The 23,742-nt window shown below is 38.0% G+C and carries 18 protein-coding genes; 17 read left to right on the forward strand and 1 reads right to left on the reverse strand.

All coding sequences use genetic code 11. From position 1 onward, the window contains the following. Nucleotides 1-14 precede the first annotated feature (14 nt). The 6 genes from CA2015_RS11095 (at nucleotide 15) to CA2015_RS11120 (ending at nucleotide 7,801) form a co-directional block, all read left to right on the forward strand. A complete protein-coding gene (locus tag CA2015_RS11095; protein WP_048641971.1) occupies nucleotides 15-3,491 on the forward strand; it encodes a hypothetical protein in 3,477 nt (1,158 codons plus the stop codon). Between the two features lie 77 nt (nucleotides 3,492-3,568). Beyond that, a complete protein-coding gene (locus CA2015_RS11100; protein WP_048641972.1) occupies nucleotides 3,569-4,273 on the forward strand; it encodes an SDR family oxidoreductase in 705 nt (234 codons plus the stop codon). 2 nt (nucleotides 4,274-4,275) lie between these two features. Beyond that, nucleotides 4,276-6,267: a (E)-4-hydroxy-3-methylbut-2-enyl-diphosphate synthase gene (gene ispG / locus CA2015_RS11105; RefSeq protein ID WP_048641973.1), complete on the forward strand. Its 1,992-nt coding sequence runs from the start codon at nucleotides 4,276-4,278 to the stop codon at nucleotides 6,265-6,267. A 30-nt stretch (nucleotides 6,268-6,297) separates the two neighbouring features. Next, nucleotides 6,298-6,486, forward strand: coding sequence for a DUF6728 family protein (locus CA2015_RS11110; RefSeq protein ID WP_048641974.1), 189 nt, complete (start codon nucleotides 6,298-6,300; stop codon nucleotides 6,484-6,486). Then, the gene (locus CA2015_RS11115) at nucleotides 6,486-6,836 is read left to right on the forward strand and encodes an MmcQ/YjbR family DNA-binding protein (RefSeq protein ID WP_048641975.1); all 351 of its coding nucleotides are present in this window, start codon (nucleotides 6,486-6,488) and stop codon (nucleotides 6,834-6,836) included. The genes CA2015_RS11110 and CA2015_RS11115 overlap by 1 nt, the downstream gene beginning before the upstream one ends. After that, complete coding sequence (locus tag CA2015_RS11120) at nucleotides 6,833-7,801, forward strand: ABC transporter ATP-binding protein (RefSeq protein WP_048641976.1); 969 nt, start codon at nucleotides 6,833-6,835, stop codon at nucleotides 7,799-7,801. The genes CA2015_RS11115 and CA2015_RS11120 overlap by 4 nt, the downstream gene beginning before the upstream one ends. Nucleotides 7,802-7,815: 14 nt before the next feature. On the opposite strand, the gene CA2015_RS11125 is transcribed toward CA2015_RS11120, so the two are convergent. Then, nucleotides 7,816-8,313 (reverse strand): FKBP-type peptidyl-prolyl cis-trans isomerase, encoded by a 498-nt coding sequence (locus CA2015_RS11125; protein WP_048641977.1) that lies wholly within the window; start codon nucleotides 8,311-8,313, stop codon nucleotides 7,816-7,818. A 240-nt stretch (nucleotides 8,314-8,553) separates the two neighbouring features. On the opposite strand from CA2015_RS11125, the gene rhaM reads away from it, so the two are divergent. The 11 genes from rhaM (at nucleotide 8,554) to CA2015_RS11180 (ending at nucleotide 23,737) form a co-directional block, all read left to right on the forward strand. After that, nucleotides 8,554-8,865: an L-rhamnose mutarotase gene (gene rhaM, locus CA2015_RS11130; protein ID WP_048641978.1), complete on the forward strand. Its 312-nt coding sequence runs from the start codon at nucleotides 8,554-8,556 to the stop codon at nucleotides 8,863-8,865. Between the two features lie 21 nt (nucleotides 8,866-8,886). Continuing rightward, nucleotides 8,887-11,715 carry a glycosyl hydrolase gene (locus CA2015_RS11135; RefSeq protein ID WP_053086676.1) on the forward strand — a complete coding sequence of 943 codons (2,829 nt, stop codon included), beginning with the start codon at nucleotides 8,887-8,889 and terminating at the stop codon, nucleotides 11,713-11,715. Nucleotides 11,716-11,825: 110 nt separating this feature from the next. Continuing rightward, the gene (locus CA2015_RS11140; RefSeq protein ID WP_048641979.1) at nucleotides 11,826-12,875 is read left to right on the forward strand and encodes a GntR family transcriptional regulator; all 1,050 of its coding nucleotides are present in this window, start codon (nucleotides 11,826-11,828) and stop codon (nucleotides 12,873-12,875) included. 129 nt (nucleotides 12,876-13,004) lie between these two features. Next, nucleotides 13,005-14,393, forward strand: coding sequence for a purine-cytosine permease family protein (locus tag CA2015_RS11145; protein WP_048641980.1), 1,389 nt, complete (start codon nucleotides 13,005-13,007; stop codon nucleotides 14,391-14,393). After that, nucleotides 14,390-14,578 (forward strand): hypothetical protein, encoded by a 189-nt coding sequence (locus CA2015_RS11150; protein WP_048641981.1) that lies wholly within the window; start codon nucleotides 14,390-14,392, stop codon nucleotides 14,576-14,578. The genes CA2015_RS11145 and CA2015_RS11150 overlap by 4 nt, the downstream gene beginning before the upstream one ends. A 162-nt stretch (nucleotides 14,579-14,740) precedes the next feature. Continuing rightward, entirely contained in the window at nucleotides 14,741-18,697 is a 3,957-nt protein-coding gene (locus tag CA2015_RS11155) for a hypothetical protein (protein WP_157470438.1), read from the forward strand. 262 nt (nucleotides 18,698-18,959) lie between these two features. Continuing rightward, a complete protein-coding gene (locus CA2015_RS11160; RefSeq protein ID WP_048641983.1) occupies nucleotides 18,960-19,562 on the forward strand; it encodes an RNA polymerase sigma factor in 603 nt (200 codons plus the stop codon). After that, complete coding sequence (locus CA2015_RS11165) at nucleotides 19,537-19,770, forward strand: hypothetical protein (protein ID WP_048641984.1); 234 nt, start codon at nucleotides 19,537-19,539, stop codon at nucleotides 19,768-19,770. The genes CA2015_RS11160 and CA2015_RS11165 overlap by 26 nt, the downstream gene beginning before the upstream one ends. Before the next feature lie 291 nt (nucleotides 19,771-20,061). Then, nucleotides 20,062-20,751 (forward strand): endonuclease III, encoded by a 690-nt coding sequence (gene nth, locus CA2015_RS11170; RefSeq protein ID WP_048644483.1) that lies wholly within the window; start codon nucleotides 20,062-20,064, stop codon nucleotides 20,749-20,751. Beyond that, on the forward strand, nucleotides 20,751-22,556 hold the full coding sequence (gene asnB, locus CA2015_RS11175; protein WP_048641985.1) for an asparagine synthase (glutamine-hydrolyzing): 1,806 nt from the start codon (nucleotides 20,751-20,753) through the stop codon (nucleotides 22,554-22,556). The genes nth and asnB overlap by 1 nt, the downstream gene beginning before the upstream one ends. After that, nucleotides 22,553-23,737 (forward strand): glycosyltransferase family 4 protein, encoded by a 1,185-nt coding sequence (locus CA2015_RS11180; RefSeq protein WP_048641986.1) that lies wholly within the window; start codon nucleotides 22,553-22,555, stop codon nucleotides 23,735-23,737. The genes asnB and CA2015_RS11180 overlap by 4 nt, the downstream gene beginning before the upstream one ends. Nucleotides 23,738-23,742: the final 5 nt, after the last annotated feature.

Below are 23,742 nucleotides of genomic sequence, written 5' to 3' on the forward strand. Positions count from 1 at the left end.
TAAGAGATTGAGCTATGCAGTTGGTGAAGTATTTTTTCGCTTTTTCATCAGTGCTTTTAGCATTGACCAACCCCATTGTGGCACAAGAGGAAGTGTGTCTTTGGAAAACTGTCGATGATCAAAAAAGCATTTATTTTTTAGATTCCATGTCTTTGCTGGAATCAAGTATTCAGGTACAAGATGCCCGTGGAATTGCCTTCTCTTACGAATATGACCTTAATACAGGTAAGTTGACCCTTATTGAGGACAAGCAATCTCCAAAAGACTCCCTATTGATTTGCTTTGAAAAGCTGCCATTTTCTTTAAATAAGGTGTTTCAAAACAGGACACTTGCTGAGGATTATGATTCCTTGGCCTTTTTCAATGATGGACCACCTGAAAAAAAAGCCATATATGATTTTAGGGAGGAGGTTTTCACATCCAGCAAGCTCAATCAATCTGGAAATCTAACGCGAGGGATATCCTTTGGGAATACCCAAAATGTTTTTGTCAATTCAGCACTCAACCTTCAGATGGATGGGGAATTGGCGGAGAACCTTAATATCAGGGCCAGTATAACCGATCAAAATGTACCCTTTCAACCAGAAGGGAATACCCAACAGATTCAGGATTTTGACAATATTTTAATTGAGTTATACAATGATAAAATCAATCTTGCCGGAGGAGATGTGGTATTGCAGCAGCGCAAATCCGAATTTTTAAGGTACTATAAAAATGTACAAGGACTTCAATTTACCTCAGACTATGTCATCAACGGTAAATGGGAGGCCTCAAGTAGGGTAGGTGCAGCCATTGCCAAAGGTAAGTTTGCTTCCGTGAATTTGGAGGTTAACGAAGGCGTACTAGGGCCATATCGTATTAGAGGGCCGGGGAATGAGCGTTTTGTAATTGTACTGGCCAATTCTGAAAAGGTATTCCTGGATGGAAAGCAATTGAAGCGAGGTTTTAATAATGACTATACCATAGATTACAATCAGGGAGAAATTACTTTTACCCCTACAGTAATGATCACCCAGTATTCCAGAGTACGGGTCGATTTTGAATATGCGGAAAGAAATTTTTCAAGGTCTGTCGTCACTGCTAACCATATTCAAAAAAATAAAAATGTCACCTTTTACCTTAATTACTACAGAGAAAAAGACGACAGAAACAGGCCTTTATTTACCGAGTTGAGCGATATAGATAAAACCTTACTAAGCAATGTGGGAGATGCCATTTTCTCTGCTTCCATTCCTAGAATAGACAGTATCCCTTTTGATTCAAATAGAATATTATACAGAAAAGTTACTGAATTTACTGAGGATGGCGAAAGCCTGAATTACTATGAATACAGTACAGATCCTACACAGGCTTTCTATGCGATAAGCTTTACAGAAACGAGTCAGGGTTTAGGGAATTATAGAAGAAAACAGCAGTTAGCCAATGGAGTGGTCTATGAATTTATAGCCCCAGTAAATGGTGTTCCACAAGGGAATTTCACTATAAACTCACCCTTGCCCTCTCCTAACAAAAAGCAGATGATCACTGCTGGGACGGAAGTCCGTTTGGGGAAGCACGAGACCACCTTTGCAGAACTGGCGATTTCCGATCAGGATCTAAACCTATTTTCAGATTTGGATGATGAAGACAATAAAGGGTTTGCATTTAAAGCTGGATTAAGATCAGAAGGAAGAAGTTTTAAAATATTTAAAGATTACCTGTTTAATGGACAGACTACTGTTGAATACAATGCTGCCAGTTTTTCCTTCGTGGATAGACTGAGGTTTATTGAGTTTGATCGAGACTGGGGTTTAACCAATAGGTTAGAGGAAGACAAAGCCGCAGAGAAATTGTACAATATTAACATCGAATTGGTGAAGGATGAGCAAAATCAGATTGCTTATAATCTTGACCTTAGAAATAGAACAGATGTTTTGTCAGGTATACAGCAAAGAATTAAACTGAATCAGAAACTATGGAATAGGCTTTTGTTGACCAATGATTTTTTTCAGCTAAATAGTAATGTTTATCCTTTACAATCCCGATGGCTGAGGTATCAGGGCGAGATTAAATATCCGACACGAATAGTTGTGCCGGGTTATCGATTTATCATGGATAAAAACAAGGTCCTAAACCCTCAGAAAAATGAGGTTGTAGCCACTGCAATGAACTTCGAGGAACACCAGTTTTCATTAAATACCAATGACACCTTAACCTATTCCTTTTTTGCTACTGCCAGTTTGCGGGAAGATAAAGCAGTGGTTGAGGATCAATTGGAGCCAGATACCAAAGCATTTATGACCACTTACGGGGTCAAGGGTAATTTTGGAGCACATACTGTTAATGGGTCATTTACTTATAGAAAACTCATTTTCTTAAACAAAGACCTGCCCGAAGAGACCACGGTAATGGGGAAATTGGATTATAGAAGTGCTCTTTTTGAAAATAACCTAAACAATGAGTTTACCTATGCTTTGGGAAATGGACGGGAACTAAGAAGAGAATTTGTCTTTTTACCTGTTCCAACTGGTGAAGGAACCCATACCTGGAGAGATGATAATGAAGATGGAATCCAGCAATTAAATGAGTTTTACCTTGCGATAAATCCAGAGGAAAAGAATTTTATCAAGGTATTTGTGCCAACAGACGAGTATGTTCAAGCCTATACAACCCTATTCAATTATCGACTAAGCGCTAAATTCCCATCTAAATGGAAAACTAATTCAGGCCTGAAAAAATTATTGTCAAGGTTTTCAAACAACACCAATTTAAATGTAGAAAAGAAAATTACTTCCCGGGATTTCTTCCAGAGAATAAGTCCCTTTCAGGCTGGTATAGCTGACACTTCTTTGCTCTCTTTGCGGCAATCCTTTCGCTCTTCTTTCTTTTTTAACCGTGCCTCACCAAAGTTTGGCATGGATTTGTCTTTTTTTAATAGTCATCAAAAACAACTCCTAACGGGAGGGTTTGAGGATTTGTCTCAGGATGATTGGAGGTACAATGCCCGCTTTAATATTGAAACCAGATGGAACCTGTTGTTATATGCCAATTGGGGCAATAGGAATTCCACCTCAGACTTCTTAGATAACAGGAATTTCTCAATTAAACAGGTGACAATAGGGCCGGAAATAAGTCTTCAACCTACCCCGCTATTTAGAACAACCCTTCAGTACAGGTTGACAAAAAAAGAAAACTTGGCCAATGTAGAATTTGATGAGAAAGCCCAATTGCATGAAGGAGCGCTTAGTTTCAGGCTTGCCAAAGCAATCAAGACCACGATCAATGCCCAGTTGAAATACACCTATATCGATTACAATGGAACGGTGAACTCACCTACAGGCTATGAGATGTTACAAGCTCTTACGCCAGGGAACAATACAAGCTGGAGTTTGAGCTGGTTACAGAAAATAGGAGAAGGCTTGCAGTTAAACCTGATTTATGAGGGCAGGAATTCCGAAGGCCTGGATCAACTGGTGCATACAGGACGTATGCAGGTTTCAGCCTTGTTTTGATTAGGCCAAGCCATTGAAAAATTGTAGATTTGCAACAGTTATTTTTGTTGTTGTACTAATTATTAAAGCACAAACTAATGTCGAAAAGTATTTTGGTTACCGGAGGTACTAAGGGTATTGGGAAAGCCATTGTCCTTGAATTTGCAGCTAAAGGTTTTGATATTTTCACCTGTAGCAGAAATGAAGAGGAATTGGAAGCATTGAAAAATGAGCTGGAATCAAATTTCTCAGCAATAAAAGTACATGTGAAAAAGGCAGACCTATCTGTCAAGGAAGAAACAAAAGCTTTCGCCGCTTTTGTAAAAAAAATAGCTGTGCCTGATGTTTTAGTAAATAATACTGGTATTTTTATTCCAGGCAGTCTACATTCAGAATTAGAGGAAAATTTTGAAAAGACCATGCATACCAATCTCTTCAGTGCTTATTATCTCACAAGGGCCTTTACTGAAGATTTTATGAATAGAAAAAATGGACATATTTTTACTATTGGAAGCATAGCAGGGCTTACAGCCTATGCCAATGGAGGGAGTTATGCAGTGTCAAAGTGGGCCATGTTGGGATTTACCAAATGTCTAAGACAGGAGATGATACCTCATGGAGTAAAGGTGACGTCTGTATTGCCCGGCGCTACTTATACGGCGAGTTGGGAAGGCGTTGATTTACCGGAGAACAGGTTCATAGATGTTGCTGATGTAGCAGCATCTGTATGGTCAGCTTATAACCTTTCGCCCCGTTCTGTTGTTGAAGAGATAGTAATCCGGCCTCAATTAGGTGATATATAATTATGGAATTGAAAACAGTCACAGAGAATCAGCAGTATTGCAATAGTCTCACAAATTACTCAAGAAGGAAAACTATTCCTGTAAAAATTGGAGACGTTGTTATTGGAGGAGATAATCCCATAGTTGTCCAATCAATGACAACTGTGGACACCATGGATACACTTGGCTCTATTGAACAATGCATTCGCATGATTGATAGTGGCTGTGAGTTGGTGCGGATAACTGCTCCAAGCATCAAAGAGGCAGAAAACCTTCGACAGATTAAAGAAGGGTTGAGAAAGAGAGGGTACAATACCCCGCTTGTAGCAGATATTCATTTCACACCGAATGCTGCTGAAGTCGCTGCCCAAATTGTTGAAAAGGTTAGGGTAAACCCTGGGAACTATGCCGACAAAAAGAAATTTGAAGTTTTAGAATATACAGATGCCTCCTACCAGGATGAATTGGATAGAATTAGAGAGCGTTTTCTTCCTTTGGTGAATATTTGTAAAGCCAATGGGACAGCCATGAGGATAGGAACCAATCATGGCTCATTGTCGGACAGGATCATGAGCAGGTATGGGGACACCCCATTGGGTATGGTTGAATCCGCACTTGAATTCTTGCGAATTTGTGAAGCAGAGAACTACTACGATATCGTGATTTCCATGAAATCATCTAATACGCAAGTAATGGTTCAGGCTTATAGGCTTCTGGTGAATAAGCTGAATGAAGGAGGTTTTAAACCTTACCCTCTACACTTGGGCGTGACTGAAGCAGGAGATGGTGAAGACGGGAGAGTCAAATCTGCTGTTGGAATTGGAGCACTACTGGAAGATGGATTAGGTGATACCGTTAGGGTTTCGCTTACAGAAGACCCGGAGTTTGAATCGCCTGTAGTGAAAACCCTAATAAATAGGTATGTTTCTCGACCTGTAGCATCTGGTATTGAACCAATGAATAATTATCCCATTGATCCATTTAGCTACAATAAAAGAGTGGCTGTGGAAGTAGCCAATTTTGGAGGGAGTAATGTTCCGAGGGTAATTACGGATGTTTCTACGGTACAATTATCCATACCGAAAGACCTGAAATGTACAGGGCACTTTTATCTTCCAGAGCTGGATAAATGGAAAATGAATGATCAGGGATGTGATTATATCTATTCGGGAGACAGCCCTGTTCCCTTTATGCTTCCAAATGGGCTTAAAGAAATTTTAAATTATAAGATTTGGGACCAACAAGAGGACAAAAAGAACAAGTTTCCTGCTTTGATATTGACCCATTTGAAAGACAATTTACCCTTACACGAGGAGCTGAACTTCTTGCTTGTGTCTGCTGAAAACATTAAAGAAGCAATTCCATTTCTGAACAATGAACTGCCCATAGTCCTTCTTTTGTTCGCTAACAGCCAACATCAAATGCAGGCCATTAGAAGAGCCATTGTTTCACTGATCAATGCAAAAATAAACTTACCGGTAGTTCCTAAGGTTAGTTATGAAGATGGAGATGCGGAGAAAACCATGCTTTTTTCCGGAACAGATGTAGGAGGTTTGCTTATAGATGGTATTGGTGATGGTATTCTTTTGGGTTTAGACCGGCTTAAATTGAAAGATAAACCGTCAATGTTAGAGCAGGTTAAACTTCATAATTCGGTTAGTTTTGGTGTCTTGCAGGCCGCAAGAACCAGGATGTCTAAAACTGAATACATTTCTTGTCCCTCTTGTGGAAGAACTCTTTTTGACCTGCAGGAGACAACGGCCATGATTAGAAAAAGAACAGATCATCTTAAAGGGGTGAAAATTGGAATTATGGGATGCATTGTCAATGGTCCTGGAGAAATGGCAGATGCAGATTATGGGTATGTAGGTTCAGGAAAGGGGAAAATCACTTTGTACAAAGGAAAAGAAGTGATGAAAAGATCCGTTCCATCAGAAAATGCTGTAGACGAACTTATAGACATCATCAAAGAAGACGGTCAGTGGATAGAGCCCGAAACTGCCGATCACGAATAGTTTTATCAAGAAAATCTGAATTAAGGTATTATGGCTGGTAAATTAAAAGAGTTTTTTCAGTTGGGTGAAGTAGGTGAATATTTTATAAGGGTATTCAAGAAACCTGATCCCAACAAGAAAACCAATTTTAACCTTAGAATGATGCATGGCATCAATAAGATTTCAATCTTGGTTTTTCTAGCTGCTTTGGTCTATTGGATCATTAAAAGGCTGGTTTAATGAATATTGAAACCTTTAGGGATTACTGCTTAAGCAAAGCAGGTGTGACAGAAGACACTCCTTTTGGTCCAGACACGCTTTGCTTTAGAGTTGCAAACAAGATTTTCGCACTTTTGGATATTGACAAATTTGAAAGTGTTAATTTGAAGTGTGATCCCGAAAGAGCCGTCCTGTTAAGAGAACAACATGATGGAATTGTACCTGGATACCATATGAATAAAAAGCACTGGAATACGGTTTCATGTGATGGAAGTGTAAGTGCCGATCTACTTTTAGAACTGGTGGATCACTCTTATGCTTTGGTTTTTTCAAGCCTGCCCAAAAATGTGAAAGAAGAAATCAACGGATGAGTTATCTGAAAATTGAAGGGTTAACCAAAACTTACAATGGTGAACTGAAAGCCCTGGATGCACTTTCTTTAAATATCTCAAAGTCAGAACGCTGGTCGATTATTGGTGCAAGCGGAAGTGGGAAGAGTACCCTACTAAAGCTTATTGCTGGTATGGAAGTACAAAACGAAGGATTTGTGTATTTGGAGGGTAAAAAGATCCTAAATCCAAAGCAAAAGCTTGTTGCAGGTTATGATGAACTCCAGCTTGTTAAACAAGACAATGGTTTGTTTCCACTGTCTACTGTTGCAGAAAATATCAGTAGACCTTTGCTCCAATACGACAAAGAATATGCAAGTGAGAGACTGGAAATCTTATTACAGGTCTTTGGTTTAGAGGACAAAAGAAATAGCTTTCCCAGGGAGCTTTCGGGAGGACAACAACAAAAAGTAGCCATTGCCAGAGCCCTTAGCTTAGAGCCAGAGGTTTTGCTTTTAGATGAACCTTTTAGCTCATTGGATAGCCTTCAAAAAAGAGGACTTCTGGATGAATTAAACTTGATTTTTAAAACTTTGGGGATTACTGTTATCATGGTAACCCATGATATTCAGGATGCTCTGCTCCTTACAGAAAACTTATGTGTCCTTTCTGAAGGGAAACTATTGCGACAGGGTAAGGTGAATGAGATCTATGAAAACCCACAAACGGCCTATGTGGCAGGTTTTTTCGGGCCGCTGAATAGCATTCCAGGGCAAACCAATCAATACCTAAGGCCCTCATCCATAAAAAACTCAACCACGAAAGGTAAAATAAAAGGGAAAGTATTGTTGAAACGCTACTTCCCTGATTATGATTTGCTTACTGTTGAAGTTTCTGAAGAAACTCCTCCCTGGCAAATTACCCGCTACGAAAGGGATGTCTCCGAAGGGGCAACAATTTATATGAGCTGGGAAGAAAATAAAGTTTTAATTCTTGACGAAAAATAGGATTTCAAGGTGGATTATACCTTGAAACCTTCTTCTTTTTCTTCCTCTGTAGCTTCCCTTAGAGCAAATACTTCACCATCAAAGTGTAAGTTCATTCCCGTAAGTGGATGATTGAAATCCAACAGTACTTCCTCTCCCAGGTCTTTCACTACTTTGGCCTGCATAGGATACCCATCTTCATCGATTAGTGGTAGGAAATTCCCCTCTTGGAGCATTTCTTCTTCAAAACCTCTTTCTTTATTGAACTGTGATTTCGGAACAGAGACAATAAGCTCATCATCTGGTTTGCCATAAGCTTCCTCAACTGATAGCGTAAAATTGAATTTGTCTCCTTTTACTTTGTTTTCAAGCCTTTTTTCAAACGTTTTAGGCAACCCACTGTCACCGAAAAGGAAATAAAAAGGGTCTTCTTCATCCCTTACTTCAACACTAAAGGGGAGGGAATCTGGAATGTCATTGGTAACTTTTAATTCGTAAGTCAACCCTACGATAACATTTTCTTCGATTTTCATACTTTTTATTTAAGCAGACAAAGTTAATCTTAATTGATTGGAATTAAAAAATATCAAGGGAACACCCTGATAGTACAGGAAAGTTAATTCAAATGTTTTGCTTACTTTGAGATTCCAATTAAAATCTATTTATGGATTTACGGATTGAATTGCTGCAATAAGGGCGAATAGAAATGGATTCTGTCTCATAGAAAGTGTTGCCTGAAAGTCAATTTGAATTCTTTATTAAAATTAATATAAATGATTGCTGTAGCCTTTACGATGAAGTTATTGCCTGGAAATGAAGAAGTCTACGAAAAAAGGCACAATGAAATATGGCCTGAGCTGGCTGATTTACTGAAAAAAGCAGGGATTGCTGAATACCATATTTTTCTTGACAGACCAAGTGGGGTGCTTTTTGCTTTTCAAAACCTTGAGGAACAAAACCAAACCAATCGCCTGGCTGAGGAAGCGATAATGAAAAAGTGGTGGGCATTTATGGGGGACATTATGGAAACTAATCCAGACCAATCCCCTAAAGTTACACGCCTGGAAAAGGTATTTAGTTTATAAAAATTACCTAATTAAACCTAAATGAAGCTAAGCTCGAAAGGAAAATCATTAAACAATACCTTGTTAACTTTGGCATTAATCCTGTTGGTTGTCTTGCCAGGTTGCAATAATAAATCCTTTGAGGATAGTGAGCGAAATATAGGACAATGGCCAGAACCAACTTCTGAATCAAATCCATGGGCAAGATGGTGGTGGATGGGGAGTGCAGTAGATAAGGCAAACCTTAATTATCTAATGCATGAATACAAGCAAGCAGGAATTGGTGGGCTAGAAATAGCCCCAATATATGGTGCAAAGGGGTTTGAAAGTAAATTTTTAGATTACCTTTCTCCCCAATGGATTTCTATGCTTCACCACAGTATAGCTGTTGCAGATAGTTTAGACATGCAAATTGATTTGACCCAGGGTACGGGTTGGCCTTTTGGAGGAGAAATGGTGACTCCTGATATGGCCGCAAAGAAAATGCGCATTCAGCAATACAGTTATTCTGAGGAAAAAGGACTTGACCGGCCTATTCTAATTGAAGAGAAAAATATTAAGGGAAAAGCGCATTATTTACATACCCTAATGGCCTTCCAAGAGGGCAAGACACCTGAAAACCTAACAAATAGGATAGGAGAAGATGGTAGCCTAAGTTGGGATGGCAAGGGTGATTGGGGATTAGTGGCTGTTTTTGAAATCCAAACTGGTCAAAAAGTAAAAAGGGCTGCACCGGGTGGACAAGGTTTTACATTAGATCACTTTTCCAATGCTGCTGTTAAACAATATTTAGATCATTTTGACAGTGCTTTTAACAAGGATTTTCCTGGAATCAGGGCTTTTTATAACGATAGTTTTGAAGTTTATGGATCTAATTTTACCGGAGAATTCTTTAATTATTTTCAAGCCAAAAGAGGGTATGATATTAGAAATCATTTAGACAAATTGGTTTCTGAAAACACAGATGAAGAAGTCAGTCGCCTAAAATCTGACTATAGAGAAACCATTAGCGATATGCTATTGGAAAACTTTACCATGCAATGGTCTGACTGGGCGGGTAGTCATCAGAAGTTAACAAAAAATCAGGCCCATGGATCTCCGGGGAATCTTCTTGACTTATATGCGGCTGTTGATATTCCCGAAGGGGAAACGTTTGGTTCAAGTTACTTTCCTATTCCAGGAATCCGCAGAGACAGTTCGGATATCAGAAATGTAGATCCGGATCCTATTATGTTAAAGTTTGCCTCTTCGGCAGCTCACCTTACAGGTAACAAACTGGCTTCCACTGAAACATTCACTTGGTTAGGAGAACATTTTAAGTCTGCTTTTTCCCAAGCCAAACCTGAGTTGGAGCAAGCATTTCTAGCTGGGATCAACCACATGTTTTACCATGGGATTACTTACTCTCCTCAAGAAGTAGCTTTTCCTGGATGGCTTTTTTATGCCTCATTGAATTTAAATACCCACAATAGCTTATGGCCACATATCAAAGGCTTTAATGCTTATGTTCAGCGGACACAATCTGTCTTGCAATCTGGAATGCCTGACAATGAACTGCTGGTTTATTGGCCGGTTTATGATGTATGGGCAGATCCTGAAGGGTTAGGCAAAACACTAACCGTACACGGAATTGATGAATGGCTTCATCCTACACCATTTTATAAAGCATCAAAATCGCTCATGGAAATAGGGTATGGAGTGGACTTTGTTTCTGATGCATTGTTGAATACTTTAAAGGTGGAAGGCAATACCCTTGTTGGGGCAGGTGGTAAACATAAGATTTCAGTGATAATAGTTCCGAAAACAGCCTTTATGCCAGAGGCCACGCTTCAGCGCTTATTGAATTTAGCAGAAGCTGGCGCCCATGTGGTTTTCCAGGAAAAACCTGCTGATGTGCCAGGCTTTAAAGATTATGCTTCCAGAAAGAATACCTTGGACAATTTGTGGGCAAGTATCCAATTCAAATCAAAATCCAACAGAAGTGAGGCTGATTTTGGGGAAGGTAAAATAATAGTATCGAATGAACTTCCTGGAGCATTAGTGTCTCTAGGACTTAAGAGGGAGAAACTAACCGATTTAGGACTGAAGTTTATCAGGAGAAGTTTAGGAGAGGATAAGTATTATTACCTGGTTAACCATACATCGAAAAAAGTAAGTGAAATGGTTTCTTTTGCAACGGAGGGAAAAGCGGCGATTTTGATGGATCCTGAACAAGGAACGGTTGGTTTGGCTAAGATTCAATCAGGTAAAGAAGAAACGAAAGTTGCCATTTCCCTATCTCCCGGACAATCTATTATTGTTCATGTTTTAAAAGAATTGCCTAAAGAAGAGCTGCTCTCCTGGAAATACGAAGTTTCTTCCCCTGCGATTATAGAGATGGACAATGCATGGCAGCTGACCTTTAAGAATGGTGGACCCATCATCCCATCCGATCAGCTTTTGGAAAAGTTAATGCCTTGGACCGCTCTTAGTGGAGATGGGTATGAGGATTTTTCAGGACAAGCCCTATATGAGAGCTCCTTTGAACTCGAAAGTTTGAAAGAAAACGCGAAATATATGCTAGACCTCGGTAAGGTGCTGGAAAGTGCGAGAGTCTGGGTAAATGGCAAGGAAGTAGGTTATGCTTTTAGTATTCCTTTTAGGTTAGACATTAGCAATTTTGTGAAGGAAGGTGAAAATAAACTGGAAATTGAAGTCGCCAACCTAATGGCAAATCATGTCAGGTACTTGGATAGAAATGAAATCTTATGGAGAAATTACCATGAAATCAATTTTGTTAATATAGATTATAAGCCTTTTGATGCGTCAGGATGGGCAATTATGCCCTCTGGACTTGTTGGACCAGTCAAACTTGAAGTACATGATTATTAGCATGTTTTAATTAATTTGTTACCTTATAATGAGAGTATTTAACTTTATTTATTAAATTTATTGACCACCTCCTTTGCGGATTTGTATCGAAAGCCAAAATAACCTGACCCATGATTGAAGTGAAGCCTCTGATTCGTCTTGATGAAAATTCCAGGATTCCCAAATACCAGCAAATTGTAAATTCTATCATTGAAGATATCGAAAGCAGTTCTCTTTTGGTAGGTGATAAGATTCCGTCCATCAATGAAATTAGTGAAGAACACTATTTATCTAGAGATACTGTAGAGAAAGCCTATAACCAATTGAAGGCTAAAAAGATTATCCTCTCTGTAAAAGGAAAAGGGTATTATGTAGCCAAAAATATTTCTACCTCAAAGGTAAGGGTATTGTACCTATTGAATAAACTCAGTAACTACAAGCTTAAAACCTACAATTCTTTTATAGACAGTATGGGGACGGACGCTCAGGTAGATTTAAATATTTACCATTGTGATCCAAAACTATTAAAAAACATACTTACCGAGAACAAGGGTGCTTATGATTATTACGTACTGATGCCTCATTTTAAAGATGGTGAAAATGGCCATTATAACTTTGATGAGGAGATCATGAAATGTGTAAAAGATATACCTTCCGACAAACTCATAATAATGGACAACCAGATTCCTGAATTAGGGGATAACGTTGCTTCCATTTACCAGGACTTCAAAAAGGACATTTACAATGCCTTGATTGAGGGGATTTTTCAAATTCAGCAATATGATAAACTAATGTTGGTATATCCTACTGATATTCTTTACCCTTACCCTAAAGAAATATTGAAAGGCTTTCAGCAATTCTGCAGTGACTTTGAGTTTGATTATGAAATTTTGGATAGAGTTTATCCCGAAATGGAATTGCGTCCAAAGGATGCTTTTATTGTAATTGAAGAAAATGATTTGGTCAATTTAGTAAAACAAGTCAGGGAGCAACTTTATGAACCGGGTAAAGAGATCGGAATAATATCCTACAATGACACCCCATTAAAGGAGCTTTTGGGCATTACTGTAATCTCCACGGATTTTAAATTAATGGGGGAAACAGCTGCTTATATGATCAAAAAGAACAAAAAAGAATCCGTTAAAAATATTTTTAAATTTATTAACAGAGGCTCTATTTAAAAGGGTTCTATCAGCATGCTGAAATGCTATTGCTATTGATGTCCTTTTACCCCAATATAAACAGTCAATTAACAACGTTTCAAAATCTTAAACTGTAAATCAGAAGAGATTATTTGATTACTTATTTCTATGGAAAAAAGCAAAAGTTTGGTAGACCGTCTCAATGCGGTCAATGAATATGAACAACAACCCATTCCCAGTAATAAATTAAAAGGCTGGAGAAGTTTTTTAGGCACCTATGCAGGTGAGCATACCGCCGGAACGGAATTTGTAATAGGACCTTTGTTTGTCGCACATGGAGCCAGTGCTATTGATTTAGTAACTGGCTTATTATTGGGTAATATATTGGCAGTGTTAAGCTGGGCCTTCCTGACGGCGAAGATTGCTGTGAAAACCAGAGTAACCTTGTATTATTTGTTGGAGAAAATCGCCGGTAAAAAGTTTACTTTACTCTATAATTTGGTAAATGCTGGTCTATTTTGCTTTCTAGCGGGCTCTATGATCGCGGTGTCAGCAACAGCTGTAGGTATACCTTTTGATATGCCCATGCCACAATTAACAGACATATATCCCAATAATATAGGTTGGGTATTGACAGTTTTTGGGGTTGGTGCCATTACCACCTTGATTGCTATGTTTGGCTTTGATCAGGTTTCAAAGTTTGCCATGGTAGCTGCTCCTTGGATGATTATGGTATTTATTGCCGCAGCATTGGCTGTGTTACCTAGGTTAGGAGTTACAGATGCCGGGTCATTTTGGTCTGTTGCGGAAAGTACCATCTGGACTGGAGTTCCTTTGGAAGGGCAGAGTAAATTCGGTTTTTGGCACATTTTGTTTTTTGCCTGGTTTTGTAATATGGCCATGCATATTGGTATGGCTGATTTGTCATTGCTTAGATATGCCAAGAAATGGGAGCAAGGATTTTCCTCTGCAACAGGTGTGTTTTTAGGGCATTTTATTGCTTGGATTGCCTCTGGTATTTTATATTCCTTATTCCTTATTGAATCCAAAGGGAGTCTTACTTTTGCACCAGGTCCAATTGCTTATGGAGCTGTAGGTGCTGCAGGAGCCATTTGCGTTGTAATCGCTGGCTGGACCACGGCCAACCCCACATTGTATAGAGCAGGTTTGGCAATACAGTCTATCAATCCTAAATGGAAAACTTGGAAGGTAACGCTCTTTGTAGGTTTATTCACTACAATTGCTGCCTGCTTCCCAGGCTTGGTAATGCGCTTGCTGGAATTCGTTGCTTTGTATGGTCTAATTCTGATGCCTGTAGGGGCGGTAATATTCATTGATGTTTACCTGCTTGAAAAATTAGGCCTTAAATCCAACTATGCAGCGGTTAAAGGCATACAACTTAATTGGTCAGTAGCCATTACCTGGTTGGTTACCTTAACTTTTTGTTTGTTGTTGAATTTACTACTAGGTATTGAAATTTTCTTTCTTGGGCTCCCAGGTTGGTTTGTAGCTGTTTTGGTATATGTTATTGCAAGTAAATTGAATCAAAAGAAATGAAACTTTTATTGAAAATCATATCGTTCGTAGGCTTGGGATTAAGTATAATACCCGCCATTTTAGTGTTTGGAGGTCAAATGGAGTCATCCACTTGCAAGCAACTTATGTTTATTGGTACAATTTTATGGTTTGTTACTGCCCCAAGCTGGATGATAAAAAAAGAAGCTGTAATAGAAGAGGAATAGGTGTTTTTGTGATTGATATCGGAATATTGATTTAGATAAATTGTGGTTTTGCATAATTTGGTAATAGAATAATTCAATATTGCAAAATAAAAGTTTTTGATTTCGGATAGTAATAATTAAATTAGTTAATCTTTTATAATTAGTTTAAATAATACTTTCCTAATGAAATTCAGGGACCTACGCATTTGGATATTCATTTTCGGTATTATGCTTCTAATAGGTGCCTACCTATACCAGCATTCCAAAACCAATCAAAGCCAGCTTGAATCTCAGGGTATCAAGGCAATATTTCTTGCCAAACATAATTTCCTTGATTCTTTTTACAATTATCACGTCCAATTAGAAGGGTATTTTAAAAGAAATTTTTATACCTGGGGAATGGATACAGAGAAGGAAGCCGCTTCTCGTATGGTAAGGATGATTGATAGAAATCCTAAATTTGGCATTGAGAAGATTCAGAACTTTAAGGATGACCAAAGTCCAGAACCGCAACTTTTTGCTGAGGACGGCATTTCATTGATTCAAAGGGATACCTCTTATTTGATTCATGTGAAAGGGTTTAGGTTTTTTCTCAATGACAAAACCAAAGAAGGGAATCTTCCTAAATTAAATTATTCTTCATTAATGGAAAAAATTAATGAAGAACTTAGCAATGCTCAAATTCAGGATGTCCTTTCAGGAAGAGCATTTGAAATAGACCATTCAGTTTCCGTACACAACCTAATGGTAGGGAATGTTCAAAGCCTGTTTTTTGACAGGCTTTTTATTTTAGATCAAACAGGCAAGGCCATTTACCCTGGGAATCTTGCAGGGCTCCCTGTCGTAAATGTTGATTCTTTGAATCATGAACAGTCTGTAGGGGAAAGACAATTGGATTTACAGGTGTCTGGAAAGGAATACAAAGGTTTTCTTTCGCCTGCAGTAATTGGAGATCAAAAGTTCTATTTGCTTGGAGCCAAAGATAAATCAAGGTTTGAAAGTGTTGCGCTTAAAATAAACTTTAAGGTCTTAAGTGCTTTTTTAACCCTATTGATTTTAGTGTTTGTATCCATTCCTATCATAAGCATTTTCAACCTTGGAGATGGGGATGTTTTGACTAAGAAAAGAGTGATGGGATTGGGGCTGTCCTTAATCTTAGTAATGGTGATACTGGGTTTCTTTTTCTTTTCACTCTTTCAAAATTACGAAAGTGAGTCTACTTCTGAAAACAACCTTCACTATGTAAAATCTGCTTTTAGTTCTGAAATTCAACAGTTGATTGAGGGACTTGAAATATTTAAGGAAGAAATTGACAACGGTCAGATCCATACCAACCAACCAGAAGATGCACATCATAATGAATTGGATGTAAATGAGTTTTTGGAGTTCGATTTAGAGGGAAATATCCTGAAAATGTTGATACCACAATTGACAAGTTTTGAAGGACCGATTGATTTTGGGGATTTTCCTTTCGTTTCTATCGCAAATAGAGATTATGTACAGGAAGTCCCAGAATCAGAAGAGGATTATTTTATAAGTGCACATTCCTCAAAATCTACAGGAGACTTGGAAGGTGTTATAAGTAAAAGAGCCGGGGATAATGGTTTTGCTTTGACATTTCATTTGGGTTCATTGGTTCCTGAGATTAGCAAAACCCGGAGATTCTTTGTGTTTAAGCCTGACGGCAAGGTTTTATTTATAAGTAAAAAGGTAAACATTCCAGTCAATTTTCTTCAGGAAGGGATAGGGGAAGAAAAATGGCAAGAGATCAAAACCTTAATAGCCAATAATAAAGATGCAGCAGACGATAAAGTATGGAAGACACCTATCTATGTCAACGGTTATGAATACCAAGCGCTATTAAGTCCTGTTTCTTCGGCTTCATTCGTGGCCGGAAACTGGGTGCTTTACCTGGAGGATACCAACCTTCAACACGCTTTGCATTCTCTGGCTTCCCTTGAGGGTATAGCTGTTTTTGTCCCCTATCTATTGATATTGGGAATACTGGGGCTTTTGACACTGGTTACACAGAAATCAAGTATTTACTTAGCTTATGAGGATTTTTCATTTGCATGGTATAGTCCATCACCTAGAAAGAGGCTTTGCTTTCTCTGGTTAAACAGTATGCTTTTGCTTGATATAGTACTTTTTCTCATTATCTATCTATTTCTACCATTAAGTATATTTAAAATTTTTCTATGGTCTTCACTTATTGCCATTCAGTCAGGAACATGTAATTTTCTTCTTTTGGCTACTGTTGGGAAAGATGGGGCAAAGAAAAATATTAACGCTTTTTTAACAATAGTCTTTCTTTTGTGGATTCTGATGGCCATTTTATTGGGTTATCTTACCTCATTGAGCCACAGTGGTACAGGTTATTTTATTTTTACTATGATCTTTTTACTGATAATAGCAGGCATGCAAGTATTGTGTTTCTACCTTTATCAGACTCAAAAATTCCCTTCAGTTCGTTTTAGTCAATGGAAGAGAACAAAGGAGCTATTCAAACTACATCGAAAATTTGCAGATTTCTGGACCAAATTGACAGGTTCACCTGTTGATAAGCGTGTGTTTGCAATTAACCTTCTCTTATGGCTGATGATTGTTGGGTTTTTACCTGGCTATTTTATTCATCGCCAAATATTTAATCAGGAGAAAATTATCTGGGAATATGTGGGTAAAGCTAAAATAGAAACTGAAGAAGAAGCCAAATCTATTCCTGAGGTGTACATGAACTTGATTAAAATTCATGAAGAATTCAGGAGGAATAATTTTGGGAGATTTTCCAATCAAGATGATGAGCTGATCACCGATTTTATAGCCGCTCCACAACAGGCATTGGTAGAAGCCTTCAATACCACACCAGGAATAAGCTATGGGAAACTCAATCAAAGTATAGGCTTATGGGAAATCATCAGATCCAATATTATATTTTTAATAGTATTGTTGGTGGTACTTATCTGGTTTTTCAAAATGATAATGATTTTAGGGAATAAAATCTATCTCATTGATTATCACTTTACAAATTCTTTTGATCTACTTCCTAAGGGGGCGGATAAACAAAAAAATAGTTTTATTATAGGGGTAGATGCAGCTAAGTCCAGGGATTGGATTTTAAAACAATTTGCTTGGGAGCCTAATGAGATTCTTTTGGCAGAACTATCGGATGGTGAAGGGGTGGTATTGCCTGAATTGGAAGATGGGCACAAAGGAGTTGTGCTAGAAAATATTCATTGCCTTGGCGATACTGAAAAGTTTTTGAATACCATTGTGGCATTTCAAAAGAAATATGGAGGGACAGAATTAAGATTGTTTGTTACTTCAGGAAGGCCGCTTCAGGAAATTTTACCCAGTAAAATGCCTATGCAATCCCGTTTGCTGATCACTGAGGTTTTTTCGGAATACCTTTTTCAATACGTTCCAATAGATTTTCAAAACCAGAAAATTACTCTTCCTTATTTTGGTAAGGATTTTAAATCTCTAGATGAGCAAAACAAGGCTATTTTTGAGTCAAGGATGAAGTGCAAGCTGTTTAATGACGAAAAGACGCATGAGCTAGCAGTAGAAATTGAATATGGTCCTAATTCCAAACCTATCGCATCGCTTATTACTGAGGAGATTTCAAGGGACAATTTGGGCATGTCCTTGTCTCAAGAAAGGTATGAGAAATGCATTCTTTCTATTCAAAGGTACAATAAGGCTTATTATATGAACATCTGGGCTGAATTGAGCTTAAAGGAACGCAAAATGGTGTATAATTATGCTACTGAAGGGTTTATAAATTTTTTCAATAAAGAAACAATGACCGCCCTTATTCAAAAAGGCGTGGTGAAGATGAACCTGTCCAAGGACAGCCTGGTATTGTTTTCAGAAAGTTTCAGGAATTTTGTATGTGTTTATGTAAGTGATGAAGATGTGGCTCGATTTAAGCAAGATGAAAGCAAATCTGGAAACGCAAGGATGATACAGGCAGCCGTTTTCAGCTTTGTTTTAATTTGTATTGCATTAATCAGTTTTTATGACCCAAATATTCTTAATGAAACTTCAGCCTATATTACTGGTTTTCTAGGTGTTTCAGGTACTATTTACAGTCTTTTGGCAAAAGGGTTCGGTAAAAACACTCCTTCTGAAAGTCAGTAAATCTTTAAAATCATTTTTTTTGGTACTTTAATTGTTAGATTTTAAGATATCACATAATGTTGCAATATAGTGTTTGGTCAATTTTTTAACAAAAGGAATAATCTTCTGTCTTATATTTTTTATTATGCTATTTATTATAAAAAAGTACAAAAAAATTGTGTATTCTTAACTGATTATATACATTTGAAAAGAAAGTTATTTATGATTGACTACAAACTCTACAATATGGGATAAAACTCTACGTTATTTAAATATCTGTTTTATGAGTATAAGGTTAGGACCTAAAGACAGTGAATTAATTTCACAATATAGGAATGGTAGTGAGATTGCCTTTGAAAGGTTGGTCGATAAATACAAGACTAAAGTCTACACTACAATTTTGATGATAGTAAAAGAGCAGGGTGTTGCAGAAGATTTGCTACAGGATGTATTTGTAAAGGTAGTCCAAACACTCAATTCTGATCGCTATAACGAAGAAGGAAAATTCCAACCATGGTTAATGCGTATAGCCCATAATTTGGCTATTGATCATTTTAGAAAAATGAAACGCTACCCTATGGTGGTAATGGAGGATGGGTCAAATGTTTTTAATACCTTACATTTTGCCGAACAGAATGTAGAGGATATGAAGGTAAAGGATGAGACCTGTGCCTTGGTCAGGCAATTGATCGAGGAATTGCCTGAGAGTCAAAAACAAGTATTGATCATGAGGCATTATATGGATTTAAGTTTCCAGGAAATAGCAGAGCAAACTGGAGTCAGTATAAATACAGCCTTGGGAAGAATGCGATATGCGCTTATCAACTTACGAAAGAAACTTAAACAAATAAATATTGCCTATGACCAAATCTTTTACGACAAGTGACCTGATAAGGTATATTTATCAGGAGATGGAGGAAGAGGAGAATGATCAATTGGTGCAAGTCTTGCAAGATGACCAACAGCTAATGCAAGAATACATCGATTTGCTTAGCACAATTGAAAAATTGGACATTGTCCTAACCGAACCTTCCGATAGCATTATTAACGCCATTAAGAAAAAGGCCCGGTCCAAAGGACTGGAAAGAGTATAACACCAACAACAATATTTTTCCTGTCGTTTAACAAAAACGACAGGAATTTTTTTTGCATTTAGCCTGTTCAATCCGGATAAGGATAATATTGTCTAATTTTGTACAAAGAAAATAATAGAATGAGCTGAGCATTTTTTTGAAAAGACGGTATATGTGGCGAATCATACAGTTTTATTAAAGAAAGTGCATCTGAAATGTAAGGCTATTGTCTATTGCCTATTTCGGGTTTAATATTTCTTTTTAGAAATTTACCCCATTTAGACAATAAGGGTATTAAAGTAAATGACTGTCATGCTAAAAAAAGAAAGGTATCAGGCCTTTGTAGAACATTTTTCAGAAAACATGCCTGTGGCTGAAACTGAACTTAAGTTTGAATCAACTTTCCAGTTGCTCGTTGCTGTTGTATTGAGTGCTCAATGCACCGATAAGCGGATAAATATGGTAACACCGGCACTTTTTAGAGACTTTCCCACACCTGCGCATTTGGTGGCAAGCGATTTTGATCAATTGTTTCCTTATATCAAAACTGTTTCCTACCCAAATAATAAAACCAAACACCTTTTAGGTTTGGGCAAAATGCTGGTGGAAGATTTTAACTCGGAGGTTCCTGATACAGTCAATGAACTTATAAAACTTCCAGGAGTAGGAAGGAAAACAGCCAATGTAATTACCAGTGTGGTATGGAACCAACCCAATATGGCTGTAGATACCCATGTGTTTAGGGTTTCAAAAAGGCTGGGATTGGTAGCCCAAAAAGCCAAAACTCCCTTGGAGGTTGAAAAGGACTTGGTCCGTCACCTACCAAAAGAAGTAATTCATAAGGCCCACCATTGGTTAATTCTACACGGGAGGTATGTGTGCCTTGCAAGGAAACCTAAATGCCAGGAATGCAGCATCACCGCAATTTGTAGGTATTATGAAAAAAACCAGAAAAATATAGACTTCGAAGATGTGTTGAATAAAAAGACGCCTTTCAATTAATGTGTGGGGTTCATTTGTTGGTAGATAGGTCCGTTACAAATCAGGATGCCATCAACAAAATGGTTGAAAGCTGTACGCATCGAGGACCTGACCATAGGCAGATAATAAAAATTTCGGATGGAGTATTCTTGGCATCCAATCGACTCAAAATCATGGATCCAAGAGATGAAGCCAATCAACCTATCACCAATGAGGATAAGACGGCTTTTTTATCATGGAATGGCTTTTTGTACAACTTCCAGGATTTGAAAAACCAACTTCTCGATGAAGGTGTGATTTTTAAAACCCGCTCAGATGGAGAAATATTGTTCCAATGGTTGCAACATAAAGGGAAAGAAGGGATCCAAGCTTTGGAGGGGATGTTTGCCTTTGTGTATGTAGATATCAAAACCAGCGAGATTTTGTTGGTAAGGGATCCCGTAGGGATGAAATCCTTGTTCTATACCCATAAAAAAAATAGATTGATCTGTTCTTCAGAAGCAAAATGCCTGATCCAGGCTATTGAAGACAAACCAATTCTGAATTCTGAGCAAATATTGCCCTATTGGTACTTGAGAACTTCCCTTCCTTCAGCTTCATTCTTTACAGGTTTGAATGAATTATTGCCGGGGCAAATTGAAGTATTTGGACTTGATGGCAGCAAAAAGAAATCTTTAAAAATCAAGGTAAAAAGCACAGTTAAGGGTAAAATTGAAAGTCCTAGTCAAAGCCTATTCAAGCAATATTTAACGGAAGCCGTTCTTAAACATTTTACAGCAGATGTTCCAGTGGGCATGGTGCTTAGTGGAGGTGCAGACAGTTCCCTTTTGTATCATATTTGGTTTAAAGAAATGGGGATTCCATTGCCGACTTATACCATTGGATTTGAATCACCCTACCCTAAGAATTTCAAGGATGCGGAATATGCAGCAGAGCTGACCAAGAAATATGGCGGAGGTAATCAGGAAATTAAAATTGGACCTGATTTCTTTTTACAATCCTGGGATGAATATCTTTCTCAATTGGACCAGCCAGTAGGCGACAGTGCCAGCTATCTTACCTGGGCGATTGCCAGAGAAGCCAGAAAAAATGTAAAAGTGCTGGTTAGTGGTGTTGGGGCAGATGAGCTATTTGGTGGATACAATAGACATATAGCTTATAAAAGTTACCTAAGGAGACCTCAATTTTGGCATTGGTCAGCATTGTTTTTTCAAAAAGCACCGTTTTTCAATAGGAGCCAAAAGAAATTTTTGCAGGGAATTCATAAGAATCCTATTCGTACATTTATTAATTTTGCGGCCCTTAGTCCTGTACCTGAAGCTTTGGGTGAGTTTTTGGAAACCCAGTACCCAAGGGAAGGAGGCGATTTCAAAAGGGCATTGACTTGGGATCAAAAAATGTATTTGGTTCAGGACTTGCTGAAGATTCATGACAATGCATGCATGTCTCAAGGAATTGAAGGTAGGGCTCCTTTTCTAGATTGGCCATTGCTGGAATTGAGTAATCAGATGAACAGTGAGCTATTGATAAAAACAACACCAAAATCCTGGATAAAGGAGCTATTGGTGGCTGAGGGATTGGGAAACATTGCCAAAAGGGAGAAATCAGGTTTTGGTCTTCCTATAAAAGAGTGGTTTATTCATCATGCTGGTTTCAGAAATAAGCTATGTTCAGCAGTTAAGGACTTTGGGAAAAAGTTTGGGGATTTGATTCCTAATGAATGGCAGGGCTTATTGAAATGCCCGGAAAACCATATACATGCACATTATTTGCTTTTATTTAATGTGTTTCTTCTTTCCGAATGGATCAATAAAAACACCACATGAGAATAATTTATATCCATCAATATTATCTGAGACCTGAACAAGGGGGAGCCGTGAGGTCTTATCACCTTTCTCAGGGGCTCTCGAAGGAAGGATGTACGGTGGAGGTGATTACTGCACACAATGAAAAAGCCTACGAATTACGCAAAGATGGGAAGGTAAATGTACATTACCTTGCAGTACCCTATGAGGCTGATTTCCCAGTGTGGAAGAGAATTCTGGCGTTTTATCGGTTTTATAGAGAAGCGAAAAAGTTAATCGGGAGTCTGCAATCTCCCGATGTGTTTTATATATCCTCTACACCACTTACCACTGGATGGATTGGTGTTTGGGCAAAAAAGGCTTTGGGCATTCCATTTGTTTTTGAAGTTAGAGATCTTTGGCCAGAAGCGCCTATTCAGGTTTTAAAAATCAAAAGCCGAATTATTCAAAAACTTTTGTACAAGATGGAGGCTAAAATTTATCAGGAAGCTGATAAAATTGTGTCACTTTCCCCTGGAATTCAAAGCAATATAAATTCTCGCTTTCCGGATAAGAAGTTGGTTTTGATACCCAATTTTTCTGATAATTCATTTTTTAAACCCAAGTTTACCCTAGATGAAAAAAGAGATTTTGACAAGCAGCCATTGACATTTTTGTATTCAGGAGCTATAGGAGAAGTCAATGGGCTTGATCAGTTTCTGGATTTGGCTATTGAAGCTAAGAGATTGGCTAAAAACTGGCGTTTTGAAATGATGGGCAAAGGAAATTCACTTACCCATTTAAAGGAAAAAGCTTTACAATTGAAGCTTTCCAATGTGGATTTTATTCCTTTTGGCGACAAATCTGCAGTCAAAAGACAATTGGAGAAAGCTGACTTTGCCTACATATCTTTCCTACCCTTGACAGCATTAGAAAGCAGCAGCCCAAACAAGTTTTTCGATGCTTTGGCTATGGGTTTACCAACTATCGTAAACTTCAGAGGCTGGATTTATGAACTTATCTATAAAGAGGAAATTGGATTTTTTCAAAATCTTTCCGATATCAGTTTATTGATAAAGGAATTGGACAAAGTGGAAAGCAACCCTGTCCGGCTCCAGCAAATGGGGCAGAGGGCCAGGAAAATTGCTGAAAGAAGATTTGATAAAAAGGAAGCCCAACGAAAGCTATTTGATTTATTGAATTCAGAGCAGCATTGGCCTTAAAAATC

Origin of the sequence: Cyclobacterium amurskyense, from assembly GCF_001050135.1 — a bacterium.
Taxonomy (GTDB): Bacteria; Bacteroidota; Bacteroidia; order Cytophagales; family Cyclobacteriaceae; genus Cyclobacterium; species Cyclobacterium amurskyense.